Genomic DNA, 23,412 nt, shown 5'->3' on the forward strand with positions numbered 1-23,412 from the left:
AATTGGCGCCGCACCAGCAGCGCCCGAACGACAGCGGGCCCGGCCCTGACCGGGACACAGGAAGGACAGAACCAATGAAGGTCTATTACGACGCCGATTGCGATATCAACCTGATCGCGGGCAAGAAGATCGCCATCGTCGGCTACGGCAGCCAGGGCCACGCCCACGCACAGAACCTGCGCGATTCGGGCGTCAAGGAAGTCGCCATCGCGCTTCGCGAGGGTTCGGCTTCGGCGAAGAAGGCCGAAGGCGCCGGCTTCAAGGTGCTGAGCAACAAGGACGCCGCCGCATGGGCCGACGTTCTCATGATCCTCGCCCCCGACGAGCATCAGGCCGCGATCTACGCTGCCGACATCCATGAGAACCTGCGCCCCGGCGCCGCGCTCGCCTTCGCGCACGGCCTCAACGTTCACTTCGGCCTGATCGAGCCGCGCGCCGACGTCGACGTCATCATGATCGCCCCCAAGGGTCCGGGCCACACCGTGCGCGGCGAATATCAGCGTGGCGGCGGCGTGCCCTGCCTCGTCGCGATCCATCAGGATGCCAGCGGCAACGCCCACGACATCGCGCTTGCCTATGCTTCGGGCGTCGGCGGCGGCCGTTCGGGCATCATCGAGACCAACTTCCGCGAGGAATGCGAAACCGACCTGTTCGGTGAGCAGGCCGTGCTCTGCGGCGGCACCACCGCGCTGGTCCAGGCCGGTTTCGAGACGCTGGTGGAAGCCGGTTACGCCCCCGAAATGGCCTACTTCGAGTGCCTTCACGAGCTGAAGCTGATCGTCGACCTGATGTATGAAGGCGGCATCGCCAACATGCGCTACTCGATCTCGAACACCGCCGAATACGGCGACATCAAGACCGGTCCGCGCATCATCACCGAAGAGACCAAGAAGGAAATGAAGCGCGTTCTGGAAGACATCCAGTCGGGCCGCTTCGTGAAGGACTTCGTGCTCGACAACCGCGCCGGTCAGCCCGAGCTGAAGGCCTCGCGCATCGCCGCCAAGCGTCACCCGATCGAAGAGACCGGTTCGAAGCTGCGCGCGATGATGCCGTGGATCGGTGCCAACGCTCTGGTCGACAAGACCAAGAACTGAGCAAGAAAATGATGCAGTGACACGCTGTTGTCACTTGTGCATTTGACGAATTGAAGGAGACGGCGCAGGACTTGCGTCGTCTCCTTTTTCCGTTTTTCAGGGAACGTTCGTCTTATGCGCAAAGCCCCCCTTCTCGGCGCCGCCGCTCTGGCTCTCGCCGCGCTTGCCGCCACGCCTCTCCTCGCCCAGCAGGATGGCGACCATGCCGGTCATCGCGGCGGCGGCATGATGGCAGAACCCCTCCACGGCGCGGGCACCCCTGCCGACGTCAAGGCGGGCACGTACGCGGTCGAGCCCGGCCACACGCAGGTCGCCTTCAGCGTTTCGCACATGGGCATCTCGCCGTTCGCGGGAACTTTCTCGGGCGCCAGCGGCTCGATGCAGCTCGATCCGGCCGATCTTTCGAAGACCAAGCTCACCGTCACCATCCCGACGGCGAGCGTGCAGACCACCAGCGCCAAGCTGACCGAGGAACTCAACAGCGCCGACTGGCTCGATTCGGGCAAGTTCCCGACCGCCACGTTCGTCGCCACCTCGGTCAAGCCGATGGGTGAGAGCATGGCGATGATCGAAGGCTCGCTGACGCTGCACGGCGTGACCAAGCCGGTGATGATCGGCGCGCGCTTCTTCGGTGCCGCACAGAACCCGATGAGCAAGAAGGATTCGATCGGCTTCCTGGGCCGCATGGTGATCCATCGTTCGGAATTTGGCGTGACCAAGTACGTGCCGCTCGTCTCGGACGAGACCGTGCTGGTCATCAACGCCGCGTTCGAAAAGCAGTAAATCCTGATCGCCGCCGTTCGGGATGCTCTCGAACGGCGGCACTTTCCATGACCACGCAACCGGGGGGATGCGACTACACATGAGCGATGAATTTCCGATCGAGCGACAGGAAGGCGTCAACCGCGTCGAGGCGTTCTCCGACGGCGTACTGGCGATCATCGTCACGATCATGGTGCTGGAGCTGAAAGTCCCGCATCAGGAAAGCATTACGGCACTGCTGGAGCTGTGGCCGGTCTTCCTCGCCTATGTGCTCAGCTACGCCTACGTCGCGATCTACTGGGTGAACCACCATCGCCTGTTCGGCCTCGCCCGCAAGGTGACAGGCGGGCTGCTGTGGTCGAACATGGCGCTGCTCTTCACGCTTTCGCTGATCCCGTTCACGACAGCGTACCTCGGCGAGCATCATTTCGAGCGGGACGCCGCCGTGCTCTATCTTGCCAGCCTGATGCTGGCCGCCCTCGCCTATGTCGTGCTGCAAAGGCAGATCAAGCAGACTGGCGCGCGCGATACGGCTGCCCGGCACTATCACCATGCCACGATGCGCAAAGGCCTTGCCGCTGCTGTCGTCTACTTCGCCGGTATTCCGCTCAGCTTCGTGTCTGCGTGGCTAGGGGTGGGTTGCGCCGCGCTTGTGGCGGTGTTCTGGATGCTGCCGTGGAGCCCGCTGGACGCGCTGTTCGCCGATCGCGCCGCAAGGAAATAACGCGTAAAGGCTCCCGAATATCCTTTACATTGCCGGAAAGCCTGCCCATAGGCTCCGGCATGACTATCCAGCTCGGCCTTATCCTGCGACTTACCCGCCCTTGGGCGTGAGGTGACGCGTCGGCCTGCGACGCGCCAAGGCGCTCAAGGGGACCGAACCACCTGACAGGATTAGCGTTTTACCCGAGTGAGATTACCCCGATGACGATGCTGAAAGACCCTTCGGTCAAGTACCGCCCCTTCCCGCAGATCGACCTGCCGGATCGCAAGTGGCCCTCCGCGGTCATCACCAAGGCCCCGCGCTGGCTCTCCACCGATCTGCGTGACGGCAATCAGGCGCTGATCGACCCGATGGGCGCGGAAAAGAAGAACCGCTTCTTCGATCTGCTCGTGAAGGTCGGCCTCAAGGAGATCGAGGTCGGTTTCCCGAGCGCCGGTGCAACCGAGTTCGACTTCATTCGCGGGCTGGTCGACAACAACCGCATCCCCGAAGACGTGATGGTCCAGGTGCTGACGCAGTCGCGCGAAGACCTGATCACCCGCTCGTTCGAGAGCCTGGCGGGCGTGCACGCTGCGATCGTCCACCTCTACAACGCCGTCTCGCCGCTGTGGCGCCAGGTTGTGTTCGGGATGGAAAAGCCCGAGATCAAGCAGATCGCCGTCAACGGCGCCAAGGTCATGCGCGATCAGGCCGCAAAGTATCCGCAGACCGACTGGCACTTCCAGTATTCGCCCGAGACGTTCTCGACCGCCGAACTCGATTTCTCGATCGAATGCTGCGCAGCCGTGATGGACGTGTTCCAGCCGACGCCGGAAAAGCCGATCATTCTCAATCTGCCCGCGACGGTCGAGGCGGCGACGCCGAACGTCTATGCCGACCAGATCGAGTATTTCTGCCGCCATCTGCCGAACCGCGAATCGGCGGTCATCAGCCTGCACACCCACAACGATCGCGGCACCGGTGTCGCGGCGGCGGAACTGGGCCTGATGGCCGGGGCTGACCGCGTGGAAGGCTGCCTGTTCGGCAATGGCGAGCGTACCGGCAACTGCTGCCTCGTGACCGTCGGCCTCAACATGTACACGCAGGGCGTCGACCCCGAACTGGACTTCTCGGACATCGACGAGGTGATCCAGACGGTCGAATACTGCAACCAGCTGAAGGTCGCCGAACGCCATCCCTACGGCGGCGAACTGGTGTTCACCGCGTTCTCCGGCTCGCATCAGGATGCGATCAAGAAGGGCTTCGCCGCGCAGGAAACCCGCAACGACGAACTCTGGGCCGTGCCTTACCTGCCGATCGACCCTGCTGATCTCGGCCGCAGCTACGAAGCGGTGATCCGTGTCAACTCGCAGTCCGGCAAGGGCGGTTTCGCCTGGGTAATCGAGCAGGATCAGGGCCTCAAGCTGCCCAAGCGCATGCAGGCGCACTTCTCGCGCCATGTGCAGGATCTCGCCGACGAACTGGGCCGCGAACTGCAGGCAGGCGACATCTGGGACGTGTTCCGCAAGGCCTATCGCCTCGACGATCCGCAGCGCTTCAAGCTCATCAACTGGGATGAAGCCCGCGCCGCCGACGGCAGCCGCGTATTCGCTGGCACCATCGGTGTCGACGGACAGGAACAGTCGGTCTCGGGACGTGGCAAGGGCCTGATCTCCTCGGTGACGGCGACGCTGGCAGAAAGCTTCGGCATCCACATCGACGTGCGCGACTATGCCGAGCATTCGATGGGCAAGAACTCGGACGCCAACGCGGCGGCCTATGTCGAGTGCGTCACGCCCTCGGGCCAGGTAATCTGGGGCGTGGGCATCGACGAGGACGTCGCCACAGCCAGCGTGCGCGCCGTGCTGAGCGCGGCCAACGCGGTAATCGCCGAAGCCTGATCTCCAATACGGTTCCATGTGGAAGGCCCGTCCGTGCAGCAGCGCGGACGGGCCTTTTTACGTATACGTCAACCACACTCGACAGCCCGACAGACCAGCGCTAGAAGCGATTTAATCGAACGATTAAAAAGGTCAGAGGATGCCCCTTCCCGCCTGCCTGGCGAACCTGCGCCTGCCCGTGATCGGGGCACCGCTGTTCATCGTTTCCGGTCCCGATCTGGTGATCGCGCAAGTTCGCTCCGGGATCGTCGGCAGTTTTCCGGCGCTCAACGCCCGCCCTGCCAGTCAGCTCGATGAATGGCTTTACCGGATCGAGGAAGAGACACAGGGCTGCTCGGCGCCGTTTGCGGTCAACCTGATCGTCCATCGCTCCAACACCCGGCTGGAGGAAGACCTTGCGCTGCTGGAACGCCACAAGGTGCCTCTGGTCATCACATCGCTCGGCGCGAACACGGAGGTCAATGCTGCGGTGCACGGTTGGGGCGGCGTGGTCCTGCACGATGTGATCGACGACCGCTTTGCCCGCAAGGCCGTGGAGAAAGGTGCCGATGGCCTGATCGCAGTCGCCGCAGGAGCAGGCGGACACGCCGGGCGTCAAAGCCCGTTCGCGCTGGTGCAGGAAATCCGCCAATGGTTCGACGGACCGCTGGCCCTGTCCGGCGCCATCGCCAACGGGCGCGCCATACTCGCCGCCAGGGCACTGGGGGCCGACTTTGCCTATATCGGCAGTCCGTGGATCGCCACGCGCGAGGCACAAGCGAGCGAGGCCTACAAGCAGGCCATCGTCGAGGGACGGGCGGCCGATATCGTCAACTCCAGCCTCTTCACCGGGGTCCATGGCAACTATCTGCGCCCTCGATACTGGCCGCCGGACTCGATCCCGACCGCCTGCCCGAAGGCGATGCAGCAACGATGGACTTCGGATCAGGCGGAAATACCGCAGCCAAGGCCTGGAAGGACATTTGGGGCGCAGGACAAGGCATCGGCGCGGTCGATGCCATCACCACCGTCTCGGAGCGCGTGAAGCGCCTGGAGGCGGAATATCAATCTGCCCGCGACGCTCTGATCGGCATGGCCTGAGGAACAAACGAAGCCAGCGGATCGGCCTGCGGCCATTCGGTTGCCGACCACAGCATATCCACCATTGCGTCCAGATCGGCAAAGGCAGCGCTCCCCGGAAGCCTGTCATGCCGGTTCAGCCGCAAGCTGCGCCGTTCATGCGTCAACAGATACCGCCTCAGCGCGCGCTGCAAAAGATCGATACGCATCCGCAAAGCGACATCCGCCCGTTCGGGATCGAGACGACGCGATATCGCCCACTGCACCTCGATCTGTCCGACACGTTCGGTGACCAACTGCGTATAACTGCGGTGCGGCCCCCGATGAAGCGGCAATCCCGAACGCAGTGCGGCCTGCTCATGACAGGGCAGCAACAGTCCGTTGCGACGGAAGTCTTCGAACCGCATCCGATGCCCTTCCATCGCCGCGAACATGGGACCGAACACCGTTCGATTGAGAAGTTGCCGTGGCAGGAGATGGTGCCGCTGCAAACCTGCATCGAAGTCCGGTCGTCCGCGACAATTGACCGAACGAAACGGCAGATGCGTGCGCGAAACTATGGATCCCACGCCTGTCAGGTCTCGCGCCAGGCCCAGATCTGATTGGCGAACCGGGACGGCTCCAGATGCAACGTGGTGCCCTCGATCTCGATCCGTCGGGGCTGTTGCAGGCGACTTTCCCGGACCAGAAGATCGATAACGCGCACTGCTAGCTTGATCGCTGCCGACGCAGGCTCCCCTCTCGTCCCTGAAGCTGCAACTCCTGCCCTGTGAAATGCGCCAGTCCCCGGCTTGCGACACTGCCATCGGATGCCACAGCAATCGCCGTCAGCCCCAATACCGGAAACGCGCCGCCTCCCAGCCAGTTCATGACGATACGGGCGAAATAGCTTGGATCCATCAACGTTTCTGCCGGCCCCCAGCCCACCGCAACGACGGGCAGCCGCAAGGCCAGGTCTGCCGCAAGCCCCAACATCGCCCGAAGGATGGGCAACAATGTCGCACCCGATGCGATATGGGGCCCTGGCCCAGGACCAGACATTCGGTCGTGCCCGGCACATTGCCAGCAGCAAATCCGAGGTGGAAAGCAGCATCGGCGACATCAACGCCAACTCTGGGAGACAGCCCGGACAGATCGAAGGTCAATCCGCTGGCCAGCAGTTCCACCCACCCCCCGTCCTGCGCGCGATGCGAGACACGCGCGACGACCTGACCAACCGCCTCATCGTCAAGAAAGCCTTCCAGCGCATCGGCATCCGGGCGCTGACCTGCTGAAAAATGCAGCGTGACAACACCGCGCCCCACACGCCCGGCATCGCCAGAAGAGGCGGCAGCAAGATCAGCTGTTGTTCGCTCGTCCAGAATGTCGCTCCCTCCTCCGCCATCTTCAATAGGCCCTAAATCAGACCTCGCGTCGAGTCCCGTAGATGGTAAACGCAACACAAAGCTTGCGTGCTTGGCGACAGGGGCAGAACTGGTCTAACCGCGTACTTATGGCATCGCGATCTGCATCCGCCGTTTTCGGCGTCGAACGCTCACTCTCCAGCAAGGCATGGCGCTGGCGGGGGGCAACATGGACCTCAGCGACGGCCCTGCCGGGCTGAACGACGATATCGTCACCCAGCTCCTGCTCTCGCGCGGTGTTCCGCGCGAGGATATCGAGCGCCACCGTAATCCTGCCCTCAATGCCTTTCTGCCCGACCCCTCGCACTTTCGCGACATGGATGCGGCTGCAGAACGATTGGCAAAGGCGGTCGTCTCTGGTGAAACGATCACGGTCTACGGCGACTATGACGTCGACGGTGCCACCAGCGCGGCCCTGCTGATCCTGTTCCTTCGTGAGTTGGGCATCGATGCACGGTACTATATCCCTGACCGCCTGCTCGAAGGGTACGGCCCCTCCGGCGAAGCGCTGGTGAAGATCGCAGGCGAAGGCTCCAGCCTGATCGTCACCGTGGACTGCGGCGCAATGGCGCACGAAGCGCTGGAGATGGCCCACGAAGCCAAAGTCGACGTCATCGTGGTCGACCATCATAAATGCTCGCCACAGCTTCCCCGTGCCGCTGCGCTGGTCAATCCGAACCGGCTGGACGAAAGCGACCTCGGCGCCGAGCACGGCCACCTTGCGGCAGTGGGGGTCGCCTTCCTGCTTGTCATTGCGACCCGGCGAGCACTGGAACGACAGGGCTATTTCGGGACGCGTCGCAAGCCGAATCCGAAAGTCCTGCTGGACCTTGTTGCGCTGGGCACCGTGGCGGACGTCGCATCGCTGCATGGCCTCAACCGCGCACTGGTGGCAGAGGGGCTGAAGATCATGGCCGGACGCCGCAACATCGGCATGTCCGCGCTGATCGACGCAAGCCGTCTCAATCGCACGCCGACCTGCTCCGACCTTGGCTTCGCGCTCGGCCCGCGCATCAATGCGGGCGGACGCGTAGGCGAATCGACACTGGGCGTGCGCCTGCTGACCACCACGGACGCCGAGGAAGCGCGCGACATCGCCGCCCAGCTCTCCCGTCTCAACGACGAGCGCCGGGCTATCGAGCAGGCGGTGCAGGAAGCAGCCGAGATGCAGCTTGCTGCGCAGCATAACCGGGCCGTGGTGGTGGTCTCCGGAGCCGGCTGGCATCCGGGCGTCATCGGCATCGTCGCGGGGCGCATCAAGGAAAAGACCGGCAAGCCCACGCTCGTCATCGCCATGGACGCGGACGAGGCCGGTAACGGCAAAGGGTCCGGCCGCTCGATCGCGGGCGTGGACCTGGGGGCGGCGATCATCGCTGCCCGCGAGGCCGGGCTGCTGGTCGCCGGTGGCGGCCATGCCATGGCGGCGGGGCTGACCGTGGCCGCAGACAAACTCGACGCCTTGTCCGAATGGCTCGACGAGCGACTGGCAGCCGATGTGGCGCGAGCCTCTGCCAGCCAGACCGTTTCGCTCGATCTCGCGCTGGCGCCCGGCGGCCTTACCCCTTCGCTGGTGGAGACGCTGGAGAGCGCTGGCCCCTACGGCATGGGCTGGCCCGGCCCGCGCGTCGCGGTCGGTCCTGTGCGGATCGTGAAGGCAGACGTGGTCGGTGCGGACCACCTGCGCCTGATCGTCAGCGGACAGGATGGCTCCCGCTTCAAGGCGATGGCTTTCCGCGCCGCCGAAAGCGACATGGGGCAGGCCTTGCTCCATGCCGCGCAAGGCCGCCGGCTGTGGCTCGCAGGCCGCGCGAAGATCGACGACTGGGGCAGCCGCCCCGCTGCCGAACTGCACCTTGATGACGCCGCCTTTCTGGACTGAATCTGCTTTTTTTCGCCTCGGTTAAATTATTTGAACATCGGGGGTTGACCACCTGCCAGACCACCGGTAGAGGGCCGGTCCTGCCTCCGGCGCAGCACGGAATGGCCCCATCGTCTAGCGGTCTAGGACGTCGCCCTTTCACGGCGAAAACACGGGTTCGAGTCCCGTTGGGGTCACCATCCGGCACTGCGCCGGGAGGCAGTTAAATGGCTTAACGGCCCCTTCGTCTAGCGGTTAGGACGCGGCCCTCTCACGGCTGAAACACGAGTTCGATTCTCGTAGGGGTCACCATTTTCCTTCGCACTATCCGGAAGATCAAATCTTCCTTTCGCGAAGCCCTTCATCCTTCATGATGGTCTGTTTATCAAACTTGCGTCCATACGGCGCGAGCCTGACACTCGCGCGAATTTTCCGGCGTCAGGAAGACCTCCAGCGAATCCACAGGACAGTGGAAAGCCTGCCTGGACGAATCAGGGATTCGATTCGGCCAGCGGCAGCGTGATGCTCGCCACGATCCCCCCCCTCGCGATTTTCCAACGACACATCGCCGCCCAGCAGCCGTGCCTGTGCCCGTGCGATCGCAAGCCCCAGGCCCGTACCGCCGGTCAGGCGGGAGCGGCTCTGCTCGGCGCGCGCGAAGGGCTCGAACATGCGTTCGATCTGATCGGGTGCGATGCCCGGCCCCTCGTCGCTGACCCGGATTTCCAGAACGCTCTGCGCCGTGTGACAGTCGATTCTGGCGAAACCGCCGTACTTGATGGCATTCTCCAGCAGATTGCCGACACATCGGGCCAGCGCGTCAGGGCGCGTGCGCAGCACCAGACCACTCGTTTTGCCGAGATCGACGTCCGCGCCCATGTCCACTGCGTCGGCGACGATACTGGCGAGCAGTGAGTCGATATCGACCATCGACCATGGCTCTTCGCTGCGTTCGCTGCGCGCCAGCATCAGGCCTTCGCGCACAATCGCCTGCATCATCGCCACATCGGCTTCCAGACGCGCCCGCACGACCGGGTCTTCCACATCGTCGAGACGCAACTGCATGCGGGTGAGCGGCGTCTGGAGATCGTGGCTGATCGCCGCCAGCATCGCAGTGCGCTGGCGATGCCCCTCGCTGACGCGATGCTGCATCATGTTGAACGTCGCGATCGCGGTGCGCACTTCCAGCGGCCCCGCCTCGGGCAGCGGCGACGGCTCGGCATTGACTGAAAACGCCTCGGTCGCGCGAGTCAACTGGCGCAGCGGCTTGATCGTCAGCAACGTCACCAGCGTCACCAGCGAAGCGCTGAGCACGATCACGATGCCCAGCAGGATCGGGTCGATCAGATCCTGACGGCGGCTGAGATATTCGGGCAGACCGATCGTCAGCAAACGGCGCTTGCCGTGGGGATCGACAAAGCGGATCAGCCAGCAGTCGGGCACCGATCCCCAGCCCTGCGATCCGCCGGGCTGATCGTCGGACTGCCCCGCCGGGAAGCAGTAGCTGCGCGGCATCACCTCGCCCACGGCCCACGCATCCGTGCCCAGCGAGGCCTGCAAAAGCGCGGTGATGGCCTTGTCCGGCTGCATGACGTGGCCATCCGGCATGACCAGCCGAACATGGCGGACAAGCCCCGATTGCAACAACTGCTCGGTTGCTGCCGGAGCCACGCCAAGCCGCTCCCGAATGTCATGGGTGTTGCTGGCGACGCTCTCCATCCGCAGGCGCGTGATCTTGATCCGGTGAGCCTGCTCCGCCAGCGTCAGCGAGAGGCCCGCCACCAGTGCGACGACGACTGTCAGCAACACCGCCAGCCGCCCCGCCAGCGAGGACCAGATCCATCGCAGCGGCCGCGCGATACGCTTCATTCGAACCGCACGGTCGTCGCGAAGACATAGCCTTCGTTGCGCATGGTGAAGATCAGCCCTTCGTCGGCACCTGCTGCGACCAGTTTCTGGCGCAGGCGACTGATCTGCAACACGATGGACCTGTCGACCGCCACCGTCGCCTTGCGTTCGGGCAGCAGCGCTTCCTTGGAGAGGACCCGGTTGGGGTTGTCGACGAAGCGCTCCAGCAGCCGGAATTCGGCGGAGGAGAGGATCACCAGCCGGCCGTCCGCAGCGATCAGCCGACGCCCGATCAGGTCCAGCCGCCAGTCCCCGAAGATCGCGAACCGCACGTTGCGCGGGCGGCCGCTCGGCAAAGTACTGAACCGCTGCACAAGCTTGCGCACGCGGGCCAGCACCTCGCGAAAATCGAAAGGCTTGGTCACGTAATCGTCGGCGCCGAGTTCGAGGCCGAGCACGCGATCGACGGTGCTGTCGCGCGCCGTCACCATGATGATGACACCGGCATAGCCTTCCGCACGAAGCTGTGTGCACAAGCTGAGGCCGTCCCCGTCGGGAAGGTTCAGGTCGAGAATGATGATGCCGATCGCGTCCTCGGACACCGCCTGCCGAATTTCGGCGACATTGCCTGCCGTGCGTACGGCGAACCCCTCGCGCACGAAGCGTGAGGCCATCATCTCGCGGATGTCCTCATCGTCGTCTGCAACCAGTATCAAGGCATTTGCGGGGTCGGGCATGTCCTGCATGCCTTCGGCTATAGGCCCCGCGATATCCCGCCGCCAGCCTGCCCTCCGCCGCTGAGATATTTCGAGACAAAGCGAGAAAGCGGGAGACCAGCCGAGACGCCCCGATCCTGTCCCTGCCCCGCGAAGCGACGCTATCGCCTTTGCGCAAATGGTCCGGCGAGTGCCTGCCATGCGCCTCTCGCGCGTGCCCTCGCCCTTCGTGGAGTGCATCATGGAAAACGAGCGGCGCCGCCGGTATGGCGTGTTTGCAGGGCTGGCGCTGGTCGCCTGCGGCCTCGGCGGCTGGGCGATGTTCCACAAACCGGCAGACAAGGCCAAGAAGGTTCACCCGGTTCCCGTCACCGCCGTCGCCGCCGTCCGTCGCGATCTGCCGCTGACGGTCAGCGCCCTCGGCGCCGCGCAGGCCTGGACCAGCGACACGATCTTCGCGCGCGTTAGCGGCATGCTGACCAAGGTGAACTTCACCGAAGGCTCGCAGGTTCACGCAGGACAAGTTCTCGCCGAAGTCGATCCTGCGCCTTTCCGCGCCGCACTGATGGTCGAGACCGGCACCCTGCACCGCGATCAGGCGATCCTTGCCGGAGCGGAGCGCGATCTTCAGCGCTACAAGACCCTGCTCGCCACCAACGCCGTACCGCGTCAGACCGAGGAAGACGAAGAGGCCACGGTCGCGCAGGATCGCGCAACAGTGGAGATGGATCGCGGCAACGTCCAGACCGCGCAGATCAACCTCAGCTGGACCCGCATCGTCTCGCCCGTCACCGGTCGCGCCGGTGTGCGTCTGGTCGATCCCGGCAACCTCGTCAGCTCCAGCGGATCGACCGCCAGTGCGCAGAGCACCGCCGCCGCGACGAGTTCGGCATCCAGCAGCAGTTCCAGCGGCAGCGGGATCGTGGTCATCAACCAGCTCCAGCCGATCGCCGTGACCTTCACCATTCCCGAAGGCCAGTTCTCGCAGCTGGCGCAGATGACCGACAGCTTCCGCAAGCCGCTGCCGGTGCAGGCCTTCGGGCAGGAAAGCCAGCAACTGCTCGACAGCGGCCAGCTGACCATCACCGACAACAAGGTCGATCAGGCCACGGGCTCGGTCGAGCTGAAGGCGAAATTCGCCAACAGCGCCATGCACCTGTGGCCCGGCCAGTTCGTCAACGTGAAGCTGGCGACGCAGACCTTGCACGATGCCACAGTCATTCCCGATGCCGCCGTCAATCGCGGGCCGAACGGCAGCTATGCCTTCGTCGTCGGTGCCGACAACAAGGTACAGATGCGCCCCCTGACCGTGCTCGGCAGCGATGACGGGTTCACCGCCGTCAAGGCAGGCGTGAAGCCGGGCGACAAGGTCGTCGTCGATGGCCAGATGATGCTGAAAGCCGGATCGCAAGTGAAGATCACCGGATCGCAGGTGCCGGAGACCGGCGCATGAATATCTCGCGCCCCTTTATCCTGAGACCGGTGGCGACAGCGCTGCTGGCCTTTGCCGTGCTGCTGGCCGGTATCGTCGCCTATTTCAGCCTGCCGGTCGCCTCGCTGCCTGCCGTCGATTTCCCGACACTTCAGATCAGCACCAGCCTGCCCGGCGGCAGCCCGACGACGATGGCCTCGAACGTGGCGACCCCGCTGGAGCGCCAGTTCTCGCTGATCCCCGGCGTCACCCAGATGACCTCCAGCAGCTCGCTGGGCTCGACCAGCATCACGCTGCAGTTCGCGCTCAGCCAGTCGGTCGAATACGATTTCCAGCAGGTGCAGGCCGCCGTCAACGCCGCCAGCGCGCAGCTGCCCAGCAACCTTCCCGCACAACCGACGATCCGCCAGGTCAACCCGGCCGACACGCCGATCATGGTGCTGTCGCTGACCTCGAAGACCCTGCCGATCGACACGGTGGACAACTTCGCCGACACGATCTTCTCGCAGCGCATGTCAAGCATCGAGGGCGTGGGACAAGTCACGATCGGCGGCCAGCAGAAGCCCGCCGTGCGCATCGAGATCGACCCGCGCAAGGCCGCCGCGCGCGGCCTCGACGTGAACACCATCCGCACCAAGATCACTGCCCAGACGCTCAATTCACCCAAGGGTTCGATCAACGGCGGCCAGCAGACGCTGACGATCTATGCCAACGACCAGATTCTCGATGCCAAGGGCTGGCGCGATCTGGTGGTCGGCTACAATCAGGGCGCAGCCGTCCACCTCTCCGATATCGGCAGCGTCAGCGATGGCGTCGAGAACAACCAGATCGGCGCGTGGATCTTCCCCGGCAAGGCTGATCCGGACAAGGAAGTGCAGGCCGGACAAGGCATCCTGCTCGTCGTCTTCAAGCAGCCCGGCGCCAACGTGATCGATACGGTCGACCGCATCAATCAGGCGCTGCCTTCGATGGAAGCCAATATTCCGCCGGGCATTCACGTCAGCGTGCTGCGCGACGGCACCCAGACCATCCGCGCCTCCGTGGCCGATGTGCAGAACACCATGCTGCTCACCATTGTTCTCGTGGTCGGCGTGATCTTCGTGTTCCTGCTCGACTGGCGCGCGACGATCATCCCCAGCACCATCATCCCGCTCGCCCTGCTGGGCGCGGCAGGCGCACTGCTGTTCCTGGGCGATAGCCTCGACAACCTCTCGCTGATGGCGCTGAGTATCGCGGTGGGCTTCGTGGTGGATGACGCGATCGTCATGGTCGAAGTCATCTGGCAGAAAATGGAGCACGGCGCCCGACCGCTCGAAGCCGCACTGGCAGGCGCAGGCGAAGTGGGCTTCACCCTGCTGTCGATCACCGTCTCGCTGATTGCCGTGTTCACGCCGCTGATGTTCATGGGCGGTGTCGTCGGCCTGCTCATGCATGAATTCGCCGTGGCGCTGAGCGCTGCCGTGCTCGTCTCAATGCTGCTCACGCTGACGGTCACGCCGATGCTCTGCGGGCAGTTCCTCAAGCAGCCCAAGCCCCCGCAGCATCGATTCACGCGCGCAATGGACAACGGTTTCAAGCGCATGGAGGCCAGCTACGAGCGCGGCCTGACGTGGGTGATGGACCATCGCCTGCTGACGCTGATCGGCTTCCTTCTGACCATCGTTCTGGCAGGCGTGCTCTATGCCACCGCCAGCACCGGCTTCTTCCCTGAGGAAGACACCGGCCTGCTCGGCGGCCTGATGCAGACCGCACAATCCTCCACCTTCCCGCAGACCAAGGCGAAAGCGCAGGAAGTGGGCAGGATCATCGCTTCGGACCCTGCCGTCAGCGCAGTCGGCATGTTCGTGGGCAATGGCAGCGGCAACCAGGCCAACATGTTCATTGCGCTCAAGCCCATGTCGGAAGGGCGCAAGATCACTGCGCCCGAGATCATCGCCCGCCTGCGGCCCAAGCTCGCCAAGGTGATCGGCGCGCGGACGATCCTTCAGGCCCGTCAGGACATCAACATGGGTGGCCGTTCGGGTCAGGCGGAATACCAGTACACGCTGGCCGATGCCGACATGGACGAACTCAACACATGGTCGCCCAAGATGCTGGCGGCGATGCAGAAACTGCCCGAACTGCGCGACGTCAACTCCGATCAGCAATCGCAGGGCGCCTCGCTCAACCTCGACATTGATCGTGCCGCCGCAGCGCGCTTCGGCCTGACCCCCACCGACGTCGACGATGCCGTCTACGAGATGCTGGGACAGGACGAGATCGCGCAGTTCTACACCCAGCAGAACAGCTATCACGTCGTCATGGAGGCGCCGCCCAAGCTGCAGGAAACGCCCGACATCCTCAATTCGATGTTCGTGCTGTCCTCCACCACCGGCAAGACCGTCCCGCTCTCGCTGTTCGTCAAGGCGACGCCTTCGGGCGGCACCCCGGTCTCGGTCAACCATCAGGGCGAATTCCCCGCCGTGACGCTCTCGTTCAACCTTGCCCCGGTGTCTCGCTCAGTCAGGCGACGGCGGCGATCGAGAACATGCGCGATACGCTGGGCGCGCCCAATACGCTGTCCGGTGCCTTCCAGGGCAATGCGCAGGCGTTCAAGCAGTCCCTGTCCAGCGAGCCGGTGCTGATCCTGGCCGCGCTGATCGCCGTCTACGTGATCCTGGGCGTGCTCTACGAAAGCTTCATCCACCCGATCACGATCCTGTCCACCCTGCCCTCCGCGGGCCTCGGCGCCCTGCTGGCGCTGCGGCTGGCGGGCGAGGATCTGAACGTGATCGGCATCATCGGCATCATCCTGCTGATCGGCATCGTGAAGAAGAACGGCATCATGATCGTAGACGTGGCGATGCGGCTGGAACGCGAGGAAGGGTTGAGCGCCACGGAGGCCGCCTTCAAGGCCTCGGTCCAGCGCTTCCGCCCGATCCTGATGACCACGGCCTGCGCGGCGCTGGGCGGCGTGCCGATGATCCTGATGCACGGCACCGGCTCGGAATTCCGCCAGCCGCTGGGCTATGCGATCGTCGGCGGGCTGATCGTCAGCCAGATCCTGACGCTGTTCTCGACGCCGGTGGTCTACACCTACCTCGACCGGCTGCGCGGCAAGCATGCGCATGATCCTGCCCACATCGATCCCGACCATATCCAGCCTCAGGCGGAGCCCGCATGATGAACGCGTTCAAGCTCAGGGCCGCCTGCGCCCTGTCACTGACGGCCTGCCTGCTGGCGGGATGCGCGGTGGGGCCGAACTACCACCGCCCGAGCGCCCCCGAAGCCCCGCGCTTCAAGGAAGCCGACGGCTGGGTGCCCAGCCGCCCGGCAGACGATGCCGCGCGCGGTCCGTGGTGGACGATGTTCAACGATCCGGTCCTCGATGGACTGGAAGACAAGGTCGCCACGTCGAACCAGACGGTGAAGGAATACGAAGCCGCCTGGCGCGAGGCCGCGCAGACGACCGCGGCCGCGCGCGCCACGCTGTTCCCGACGGTCGGCGCGGACCTGTCCTCGCAGCGCACGCATACCTCCGGCGCGGCCTCAAGCTCCGGCCAGTCGTCCACCGGCACCACCCACACCGCCGCGCTCGATGCCAGCTGGGTGCCCGACCTGTGGGGACAGGTGCGCCGCAATGTGGAAAGCGACAAGGCGCTTGCCGAAGCCAGTTCCGCCGATCTTGCCGATGCGAAACTGGCAGCGCAGGCCAGCCTCGCGCAGGACTATTTCGAACTGCGCGTGCTGGACGAGCAGGCCGGGGTCTATCGTCGCATGGTCGAACAGTACCAGCGGTTCCTGACGCTCACGACCAACCAGTTCAACGCGGGCACTGTCGCCCAGTCCTCGGTGATCAGCGCGAAGACGCAGCTCTATGCCGCGCAGGCCTCGCTCGTCGATCTGGGCGTGCGACGCGCGGCGATGGAGCATGCCATCGCGGTACTGATGGGCATGGCACCGGCGCAGTTCTCGCTGGCCCCGGCACCGCTCAGCCATGCCGTGCCCGTCGCGCCGGTCAGCCTGCCCTCCACGCTGCTGGAGCGCCGCCCCGACATCGCTGCCGCAGAGCGTCGCATGGCCTCGGCCAACGCGCTGGTCGGCGTCGCGGTCGCCTCCTACTTCCCGACCGTCACGCTTTCCGGCGAATACGGCAGCAGCGCCGGCAACCTCGGCAAGCTGTTCGGCGCCGCCACCAGCCTGTGGTCACTGGGCGCGGACGTGGCCGACACGATCTTCGACTTCGGCGCCCGCCATGCCAAGGAGCGCGAGGCGAAAGCGGCCTACGACCAGTCAGTCGCGACCTATCGCCAGACCGTGCTCACCGCGTTTCAGGGCGTCGAGGACGAACTCGCGGCCCTGCGCGTCTACCAGCAGGAGAGCGATATCCTGGTCCACACGCAGGACGCCGCCCATCAGGCGGTCGTACTCGACATGGCCGAGTATCAGCAGGGCACGGTGGACTACACCACCGTTCTCACCGCGCAGGCGACCGAACTCACCGCATCGCAGAACGTCCTCACCGTGTTGCAGGACCGTCTGCAGGCAAGCGTGCTGCTGGTCGAGGATCTGGGCGGCGGCTGGCAGGCCAGCGACATGAAGGCTTCCTAAAGCATTTTCTAATCAGGTAGAATCACCTGATGACTCGGAAAATGCGTTAAATCATAAGCTTGGAGCAGTTGGTCCGGTGCAACTGGATCAACTGCTCCAAGCCATAACGAAGGCTGCACATCCGGTGCGATTGGCGTTAGGGGCCTGCTGGCGTAAGGAGCAGCACCCTTTCGCACCGGACGCCACCTTCATGCAACCTGCCCATCCCCTCTATCCCATCGGCATCGTCGGCACCGGCCGCGTGGCCTGCGCTCTGGCAACGACGCTCGCCGGAGCCGGGCAACTGGCGATCTGGGGCCGCGATTCGGGCAAAGCGCAAGAACTGGCGGCGCAGGTCAACGGCCAAGCCTGCGTCTCGCCCGACACAATGCTCGACAGTTGCAAGACCGTGATCCTCGCCGTCGCCGATGATGCGCTGGAACCGCTGATTGTGCAGTTCGGCTGCGGTGAGGCACTTAGCAACCCGCCGCTGGTCTGCCACGTCAGCGGCCGCAGCGGCGCTGCGCTGCTCGAACCATTGCGCAAGCGCGGGGCACTGACCGCCGCGATCCATCCGGCGATGACCTTCACCGGCGATCCGCAGGCCGAGCGCGAACGCATGATCGGCGCCCGCTTTGCCGTGACCGCGCCCGATCCTGCCGCCCGCGAGGCCGCGCACGCGCTGGTCGCATTACTCGGCGGCGCGGCGGTGGACGTGGCCGAAGAGCACCGCGCACTGTACCACGCGGCCCTCAGCCATGCCGCGAACCACCTCGTCACTCTGCTGAGCGGCGCACAGGACATGCTGCGTGCCAGCGGCATATCCGAGCCCTCGCCGCTGCTGGCGCCGCTCATCCGCGCGGCGCTGGAGAACACGCTGGCGAAGGGTTTCGAGGCGCTCTCCGGCCCGCTGCTGCGCGGCGATAGCGGCACGATCGAAGGCCACCTCAAGGCCATCGCAGAAAACAGCCCCCGACAGCTTCCCGCCTACCGTGCCATGGCCTCCGCCACGCTTGACGAACTGGAGCGGCAGGGCCGGGAGCCGGACGCCGCCCTTCGCGCCCGGCTCACCTGACGCCCTCCCCCGCCCTTATTGCGCCAGCTGGGCGCGTCCGGCCTCGTAGCGATCCACCAGCCACAGGTTGAACTGGCGCTGCGCCCCTTCCTGCCACGAATAACGCCCGCGCGGTGCGAACCGTGAATTGAGGCCCGCCTGCACCATCAGATCGACGTGGAGATCCTGCCCGACGATCTCGGTCACGGCCTCCTCGTTCATCTTCATCTTGAGGTCGTAAAGCTCGTCCTGCATCGCCCCTGCCGTCACCAGCGTGCCCATCGTCAGGCCATGGCTATCCGCCGCCCGCGCATCGAGGATCAGGTAGAGCACCATGTCGTTCATCACGACCATCGAAAGGCTGGGCGGCAGGTTCACGAACAGCACCCGGTTGCGCTCTTCCTCGGTCAGATCGGGGAACACCTCGAACAGAGCCTTCAGCGTCGGGTTGAAGCTGGCGTGCGGGTGGGTCGAGCCGTTCAGGCGGTAATATCCGGCAGTTCCCTCCGGCAGTTCCGGGAAGCTGGCGAGCGAGCTGGGCACGATATCGTGCAGCGGGCCGTGGTGCAGGCGATTGGCGTGATAGCCGTCGTTGTTGTTCTCGAACATCACCTTCCAGTTCCACGGATAGACCGTGGGTTCGCCCGGCTGCGGCCCCTTCAGATCGGCCACGGCATAGTTCGCCATCACCGGCTCCAGACAGGCAAGACGTGGCGCCAGCGGTTCGGCATCGGGGTCGAAGTTCACGAACAGGAAGCCGTGCCAGCTTTCCAGCTTCAGCTTGGGCAGGCTGTTCTGCGCCTTGTCGAAATTACAGGTCTTGCTCATCGCGGGCGCGGCGACCAGCCTGCCGTCGAGCGCGTAGCTCCAGTGGTGGTAGGGACACAGGAATCCGCGTGCATTGCCGCGCCCTTCGGCCACCAGCATCGCCCGGTGCTGGCACACTGCCGACATCGCGTTGAGCGATCCGTCCTGCGCGCGCGCGATGATGATCGGCTCGCCCGAATGGCTGAAAGTGTAATAGTCGCCCGTGTTTGGCACCCAGTCCTCGCGCCCGACACACAGCCATTCGCGCATGAAGATCGCCTCCTTCTCGAAGCCGAAGAACTCTTGCGAGGTATAGCAGGCAGGCGGCAGCGATTCGGCCACTTCGGTCTCGCGCACGGACGAGGCGAAGCTGTCGAAGAAGTCACGGGTCAGGACGGTCATCGCGAAAAGTCTCCGGTAAAATCGGGAAATGGGGAAGGATCAGAGAACCAGCGCGACCGCGCGGACCGGACAGCCGGTCGCGCCGCGCACCTTGATCGGGAAGGCCTGGATCAGGAACTGCTCGCCCGCGAGTTCCTCAAGGCGGGTCAATTGCTGAACCATGCACACGTTGTTGGAGAGCCAGATCTGGTGAGTGGGGTCCCACCACTCCTCCGGGTCGTCCATGCCGATCAGGTCGGTGGCGAACATCGTCATGCCGCGATCGACCAGCCACTGCGCGGTCTCGGTCGGCACATGCGGGCGGTTGCGGCCCATGTCGGCCTGCCCCCACACCTTGTCGACGCCGGTCCAGCACACGCAGGCGACATCAGGGCCGATGCGCCCGCCCGCCTTGACTTCCGCCGCCTCGAAATCGGCGATGCTGATCGGCTCTCCCGCCTTCTTGTGGGTAAGGTCCAGCAGCAGCCCCGGCAGCATCAGGCGTTCGAGCGGCAGTTCGTCGATAGCAAGGCCGGGCTCGTGGAAGTGGCGCGGCGCGTCCAGATGCGTCCCGCAGTGTTCTGGGAACATCATCATGTGCGTTTCGTAGGACGCCTTGCCGTCGGTCATCATCGCGGTGCGCTTGAAGTTGTCCATCAGTGGGAACGTCACTGCCCAGCCGCCGCCATTGCGCATGTTCTCGAACATCGGATGGCTGAGATCGACGATGCGCCGGAAGGGCGAGATCGGGCCAGACGAAGGCAAGGCGGGCATGGAAGGCATTCTCCTGAACGGGCTTGGCGTTCAGACTATGCGGCACACCACCTCGATGCTTTGCGAAACGTGCGCTGCGATTTGCGCTTGCGAAACATCGCGCAATTCATACGATTGCGGTCGGGAGATGGTGCCCCTCGGTCTTTTGAAAGGCAATCCGAGGAGGACGCACATGCCGCATAGCCGCTTCGATGCCACTGCCCTGCCCCCCGCTGCCCGGCTTTCCGGCTGGTGCGGCGCACTGTCCGATTTCGCGATCACCACCGACTGCGCCCTCGCCTCCGCCGAAGCGCGCGAGGCCAGCGTGGCGCAGTTCCGATCCCCGCGCGGGATCAGCTTTTCCGCACTCGAAGGCGGCGCGCAGACATTCGCGCCGATGGCAGAGCGCAACGATGCCGTGTTCTGGCTGACGATGGTGACGCGCGGCACCGCGACGCTCAAGGTAGATGGCCGACCGGTCTCCGTCGCCCCCGGCGATGTGCTGTTCGCGCGGCGCGGCGCGCCCGGAGAGCTGGAAATGCACGGCGATTTCCGCATCGCCATGGCCAATATTCCCGCCGACCTGCTCGCCCGCGCCAGTCTGGTCTCGCTGCCGGTAAACCTGATCCACCTCAAGGATGCACCCGGCCCGGTGCGCGTGCTGGGCGCCATGCTCGCCGCAGTCACCGAAAGTATCGAGCGGCTCGACGAGGCCAGCGCCCTCGCCATGGAAACAGCGCTGGTGCAACTGTTGCTCGGCAGCCTGTTCGACGATCCCGCCCGCAATCCGCTGGGCGGCCTCGCCTCGGTGCGGGCAGGCGCGCTGCGGCGCATCTGCCGCTCGATCGAGGAGAACCTGCACGATGGCGAACTCAGCCTGTCGTCAGTCGCGAAGATGCACCGCGTCTCGGTGCGCTATGTGCAGATGCTGTTCGCCGAAAGCGGCCACACGTTTCGGGGGCATCTGCGCACCCGGCGGCTGGAGCGCTGCCGCGAAGCGCTGGGCGATCCGCACCAGAAGAACGCCTCGCTCACCGAAATCTGCCTCAACTGGGGGTTCGGTGACAGCGCCTCGTTCAGCCGCGCCTTCCGCGAGGAATACGGCTGCACGCCCAGCAGTTACCGCAGCGAAGCGCTGGGCGCCGCCCGCAATTCCGTCGATCGCCTGCGCAATGTCAGGCTGGTGGAGCACTAGGGGAACGGGGAATCCGCGCTGACCAGACCCTCGGCGCGAAGTTCCTGCCAGAACGCCTCGGGCACAGGCTGGTCCAGATGCGCGACCGTTTGCGCGATACGCTCAGGCCGAGAGGTGCCCACCAGCACCCGCTCGATCGCCGGATGCGCCAGCACGAAGCGCATCGCTGCACCGGGCAGCGATACCGCGTGCCGCGCACAGAGCGCCTCCAGCTTGCGCACGCGTGCGATGATCTCCTCGGGTGCCTCGCGATAATCGAAGCGCGCGCCCTGCGCCGCGCCCGAGGCGAGGATGCCCGAATTGAACACGCCGCCTGCCATCACCCTTACCCCCCGCCGCTGCGCCGTCGGCAGGAATGAGGCGAGGCCGGACTGGTCCAGCAGAGTGTAGCGCGAAGCCAGCAGCGCCACGTCGAAATCGCCGCCCGCCAGCGCCCGTGCGCCCACCTCGGCCCCATTCGCGGCGAAGCCGATCTGCGCCGTATCGCCCGCACGCTTCAGTTCCTCCAGCGCCTTCATGCCGCTGTCGAGCAGCACGCCAAGCTGCGCCTCGGTCGCCGCGCCGTGATTGCCCTCGTCCAGTTCGTGGACTAGCAGCATATCGACACGCGTCAGCCCCAGCCGCGCGACCGACTGCTCAAACGCGCGCATGACGCCATCGTAGGAATAGTCGAACACGCCCGCGAACGGCAGCGCGGCGGCGAAGAACTCGCGCTTTCCGGCCTCTTCCCCGCGCACCAGATAGCGCCCGACCTTGGTGGAGACCTGCAGCCCCTCACCCGCATGATCGCGCAGGAACGCGCCGATGCGCAACTCGCTCAGGCCCTTGCCATAGCCGGGCGCGGTATCGAACAGCGCGATCCCCGCCACCCGCGCCGCTTCCAGCACCGCGCGCGCCTCGCCTTCGTCGATGGCGCGGTGGAGATTGCCGATTTCAGCGCCTCCGAAAGCAAGGCAGGCGGCGGGATCGAGATCAGGGCTGGTCATGAAAACGCTTGTGCCGCCCGGCCCCTGGCAGCGCTTGCCCGAACACGCACCGTGCTTTGATGCACTCTAATGACAGGCCTTCCAGCCTCCCGTGCGGCGCGCCTGATCGAGATGCAGGTGGTTGGCATGGGCGGCGTTGTAGTCCGGCGAAAGCACGGTCGAAAACGGCATGCATGCCGCATCGCGCACGGCGTGGAGGAAGGCCGAACGTTCGGGCTGGCTCGCTTTTGCCTTCCAGTCGCCCAGAACCGTCACGCGCTGCCCGTCGGCCGTGACGAAAGCGGATATGTCGATGGCATTGCCGGTCGAGTGCTGGCTCCATGTCCCGGTCTTGCCGCCGCCGATCCTGCGGCAGTTGTACGTGCCCAGTTGCTCGATCCGCACCACCGGCGAGTGCAGGAACAGTCGCGCGGCCGGCTGCACACCGTGGCGCAGCCAGTATGCGAGGCCCGCATCCACGGCACACGTCGCCTGAGGGTTGCGCGGGCGCAGCGCCACGTCGGCGGCGGCCAGCGAGGCGACCCGCTCACGGTCCGATCTCCGACAGATACCGCTGCCGACGGCGGGAAGCGGCTCTGCCGGGATATCGCTGCGTTCGAGGAAAGCACGGCATGTCGGCAGATCGGCGCGCACCGCCGCCAGCTTGCGGCCCGTCGCCCAGCCCGGTGGATCGCGCAGCGACAGCGGCGCCCACGGATCGTCCTCCGGATGGTCGTGCAGCCATGCGCGGCCCGTCAGCAGCAGGCTTGCGACCAGCAGCAGCACCAGCAGGCCATGGTCGAACAGGGAGAGCAGTCTTGCGCGCATTCCCTTGCGCCAACGCATCGCGCTCCTGTTCGGCTCCGCAAAAAGAAAGGGGAGCGATATGCCCCCCTTTCCTCACATCAGCGA

At 65.1% G+C, this 23,412-nt stretch carries 18 protein-coding genes, 2 tRNA genes and 3 pseudogenes; 14 read left to right on the forward strand and 9 right to left on the reverse strand.

Features of this window, described 5'->3' with window-relative positions; translation table 11 throughout:
- Nucleotides 1-74 precede the first annotated feature (74 nt).
- The 5 genes and pseudogenes from ilvC (at nt 75) to CI805_RS11940 (ending at nt 5,540) form a co-directional block, all read left to right on the forward strand.
- Nucleotides 75-1,094, forward strand: a complete 1,020-nt coding sequence (gene ilvC / locus CI805_RS11920; RefSeq protein WP_260923577.1) for a ketol-acid reductoisomerase — start codon at nt 75-77, stop codon at nt 1,092-1,094.
- 114 nt (nt 1,095-1,208) lie between these two features.
- Nucleotides 1,209-1,877 carry a YceI family protein gene (locus CI805_RS11925; RefSeq protein WP_260923579.1) on the forward strand — a complete coding sequence of 223 codons (669 nt, stop codon included), beginning with the start codon at nt 1,209-1,211 and terminating at the stop codon, nt 1,875-1,877.
- Between the two features lie 79 nt (nt 1,878-1,956).
- Complete coding sequence (locus CI805_RS11930) at nt 1,957-2,580, forward strand: TMEM175 family protein (protein ID WP_260923583.1); 624 nt, start codon at nt 1,957-1,959, stop codon at nt 2,578-2,580.
- Nucleotides 2,581-2,780: 200 nt separating this feature from the next.
- Entirely contained in the window at nt 2,781-4,460 is a 1,680-nt protein-coding gene (gene leuA / locus CI805_RS11935) for a 2-isopropylmalate synthase (RefSeq protein ID WP_260923585.1), read from the forward strand.
- Between the two features lie 139 nt (nt 4,461-4,599).
- A pseudogene (locus CI805_RS11940) lies at nt 4,600-5,540 on the forward strand (NAD(P)H-dependent flavin oxidoreductase).
- Here the strand turns inward: CI805_RS11940 and CI805_RS11945 are convergent.
- From CI805_RS11945 to CI805_RS11955, 3 genes are read right to left on the reverse strand one after another with little or no spacing between them, the layout of a single operon-like run.
- Nucleotides 5,504-6,088 (reverse strand): AHH domain-containing protein, encoded by a 585-nt coding sequence (locus CI805_RS11945; protein WP_260923587.1) that lies wholly within the window; start codon nt 6,086-6,088, stop codon nt 5,504-5,506. The pseudogene CI805_RS11940 and the gene CI805_RS11945 sit on opposite strands and share 37 nt — an antisense overlap.
- A 5-nt stretch (nt 6,089-6,093) precedes the next feature.
- A complete protein-coding gene (locus CI805_RS11950) occupies nt 6,094-6,225 on the reverse strand; it encodes a hypothetical protein (protein ID WP_260923589.1) in 132 nt (43 codons plus the stop codon).
- 2 nt (nt 6,226-6,227) lie between these two features.
- Nucleotides 6,228-6,467, reverse strand: coding sequence for a hypothetical protein (locus CI805_RS11955; protein WP_260923592.1), 240 nt, complete (start codon nt 6,465-6,467; stop codon nt 6,228-6,230).
- Between the two features lie 47 nt (nt 6,468-6,514).
- Between CI805_RS11955 and CI805_RS11960 the strand changes: the two genes are divergently transcribed.
- From CI805_RS11960 to CI805_RS11975, 4 genes and pseudogenes are all read left to right on the forward strand, one after another.
- Nucleotides 6,515-6,793: a hypothetical protein gene (locus CI805_RS11960; RefSeq protein ID WP_260923594.1), complete on the forward strand. Its 279-nt coding sequence runs from the start codon at nt 6,515-6,517 to the stop codon at nt 6,791-6,793.
- Nucleotides 6,794-7,011: 218 nt separating this feature from the next.
- A pseudogene (gene recJ / locus CI805_RS11965) lies at nt 7,012-8,801 on the forward strand (single-stranded-DNA-specific exonuclease RecJ).
- A 103-nt stretch (nt 8,802-8,904) separates the two neighbouring features.
- Nucleotides 8,905-8,980: transfer RNA gene (locus CI805_RS11970), tRNA-Glu, on the forward strand.
- Between the two features lie 37 nt (nt 8,981-9,017).
- Nucleotides 9,018-9,092: transfer RNA gene (locus CI805_RS11975), tRNA-Glu, on the forward strand.
- A gap of 126 nt (nt 9,093-9,218) precedes the next feature.
- Here CI805_RS11975 and CI805_RS11980 read toward each other — a convergent pair.
- Together CI805_RS11980 and CI805_RS11985 are read right to left on the reverse strand one after the other, a co-directional pair.
- Nucleotides 9,219-10,649, reverse strand: a complete 1,431-nt coding sequence (locus CI805_RS11980) for a sensor histidine kinase (protein WP_260923596.1) — start codon at nt 10,647-10,649, stop codon at nt 9,219-9,221.
- On the reverse strand, nt 10,646-11,374 hold the full coding sequence (locus CI805_RS11985) for a response regulator transcription factor (RefSeq protein WP_260923598.1): 729 nt from the start codon (nt 11,372-11,374) through the stop codon (nt 10,646-10,648). The genes CI805_RS11980 and CI805_RS11985 overlap by 4 nt, the downstream gene beginning before the upstream one ends.
- 169 nt (nt 11,375-11,543) lie before the next feature.
- Here CI805_RS11985 and CI805_RS11990 point away from each other — a divergent pair, with 169 nt between their 5' ends.
- The 4 genes and pseudogenes from CI805_RS11990 (at nt 11,544) to CI805_RS12005 (ending at nt 18,420) form a co-directional block, all read left to right on the forward strand.
- On the forward strand, nt 11,544-12,797 hold the full coding sequence (locus CI805_RS11990) for an efflux RND transporter periplasmic adaptor subunit (protein WP_260927960.1): 1,254 nt from the start codon (nt 11,544-11,546) through the stop codon (nt 12,795-12,797).
- Nucleotides 12,794-15,939 (forward strand): annotated as a pseudogene (locus CI805_RS11995) (efflux RND transporter permease subunit). Before CI805_RS11990 ends, CI805_RS11995 begins: the two are co-directional and overlap by 4 nt.
- Entirely contained in the window at nt 15,936-17,366 is a 1,431-nt protein-coding gene (locus CI805_RS12000) for an efflux transporter outer membrane subunit (RefSeq protein WP_260923600.1), read from the forward strand. The pseudogene CI805_RS11995 and the gene CI805_RS12000 overlap by 4 nt, the downstream one beginning before the upstream one ends.
- Nucleotides 17,367-17,556: 190 nt before the next feature.
- Nucleotides 17,557-18,420 carry a Rossmann-like and DUF2520 domain-containing protein gene (locus CI805_RS12005; protein ID WP_260923602.1) on the forward strand — a complete coding sequence of 288 codons (864 nt, stop codon included), beginning with the start codon at nt 17,557-17,559 and terminating at the stop codon, nt 18,418-18,420.
- A 15-nt stretch (nt 18,421-18,435) separates the two neighbouring features.
- Here CI805_RS12005 and CI805_RS12010 read toward each other — a convergent pair whose 3' ends face one another.
- Nucleotides 18,436-19,608 carry an aromatic ring-hydroxylating oxygenase subunit alpha gene (locus CI805_RS12010; RefSeq protein WP_260923604.1) on the reverse strand — a complete coding sequence of 391 codons (1,173 nt, stop codon included), beginning with the start codon at nt 19,606-19,608 and terminating at the stop codon, nt 18,436-18,438.
- A 39-nt stretch (nt 19,609-19,647) separates the two neighbouring features.
- A complete protein-coding gene (locus tag CI805_RS12015; RefSeq protein ID WP_260923606.1) occupies nt 19,648-20,361 on the reverse strand; it encodes a cyclase family protein in 714 nt (237 codons plus the stop codon).
- A 172-nt stretch (nt 20,362-20,533) separates the two neighbouring features.
- Here CI805_RS12015 and CI805_RS12020 point away from each other — a divergent pair, with 172 nt between their 5' ends.
- Nucleotides 20,534-21,535: an AraC family transcriptional regulator gene (locus tag CI805_RS12020; protein WP_260923608.1), complete on the forward strand. Its 1,002-nt coding sequence runs from the start codon at nt 20,534-20,536 to the stop codon at nt 21,533-21,535.
- Here the strand turns inward: CI805_RS12020 and CI805_RS12025 are convergent.
- The gene (locus CI805_RS12025; RefSeq protein ID WP_260923610.1) at nt 21,532-22,521 is read right to left on the reverse strand and encodes an aldo/keto reductase; all 990 of its coding nucleotides are present in this window, start codon (nt 22,519-22,521) and stop codon (nt 21,532-21,534) included. The two genes, CI805_RS12020 and CI805_RS12025, sit on opposite strands and share 4 nt — an antisense overlap.
- A 66-nt stretch (nt 22,522-22,587) precedes the next feature.
- On the reverse strand, nt 22,588-23,346 hold the full coding sequence (locus CI805_RS12030; RefSeq protein WP_260923611.1) for an extensin family protein: 759 nt from the start codon (nt 23,344-23,346) through the stop codon (nt 22,588-22,590).
- Nucleotides 23,347-23,412 lie beyond the last annotated feature (66 nt).

The sequence above is a fragment of the Novosphingobium sp. 9 genome, assembly GCF_025340265.1.
In the GTDB taxonomy this organism is placed as follows: domain Bacteria; phylum Pseudomonadota; class Alphaproteobacteria; order Sphingomonadales; family Sphingomonadaceae; genus Novosphingobium.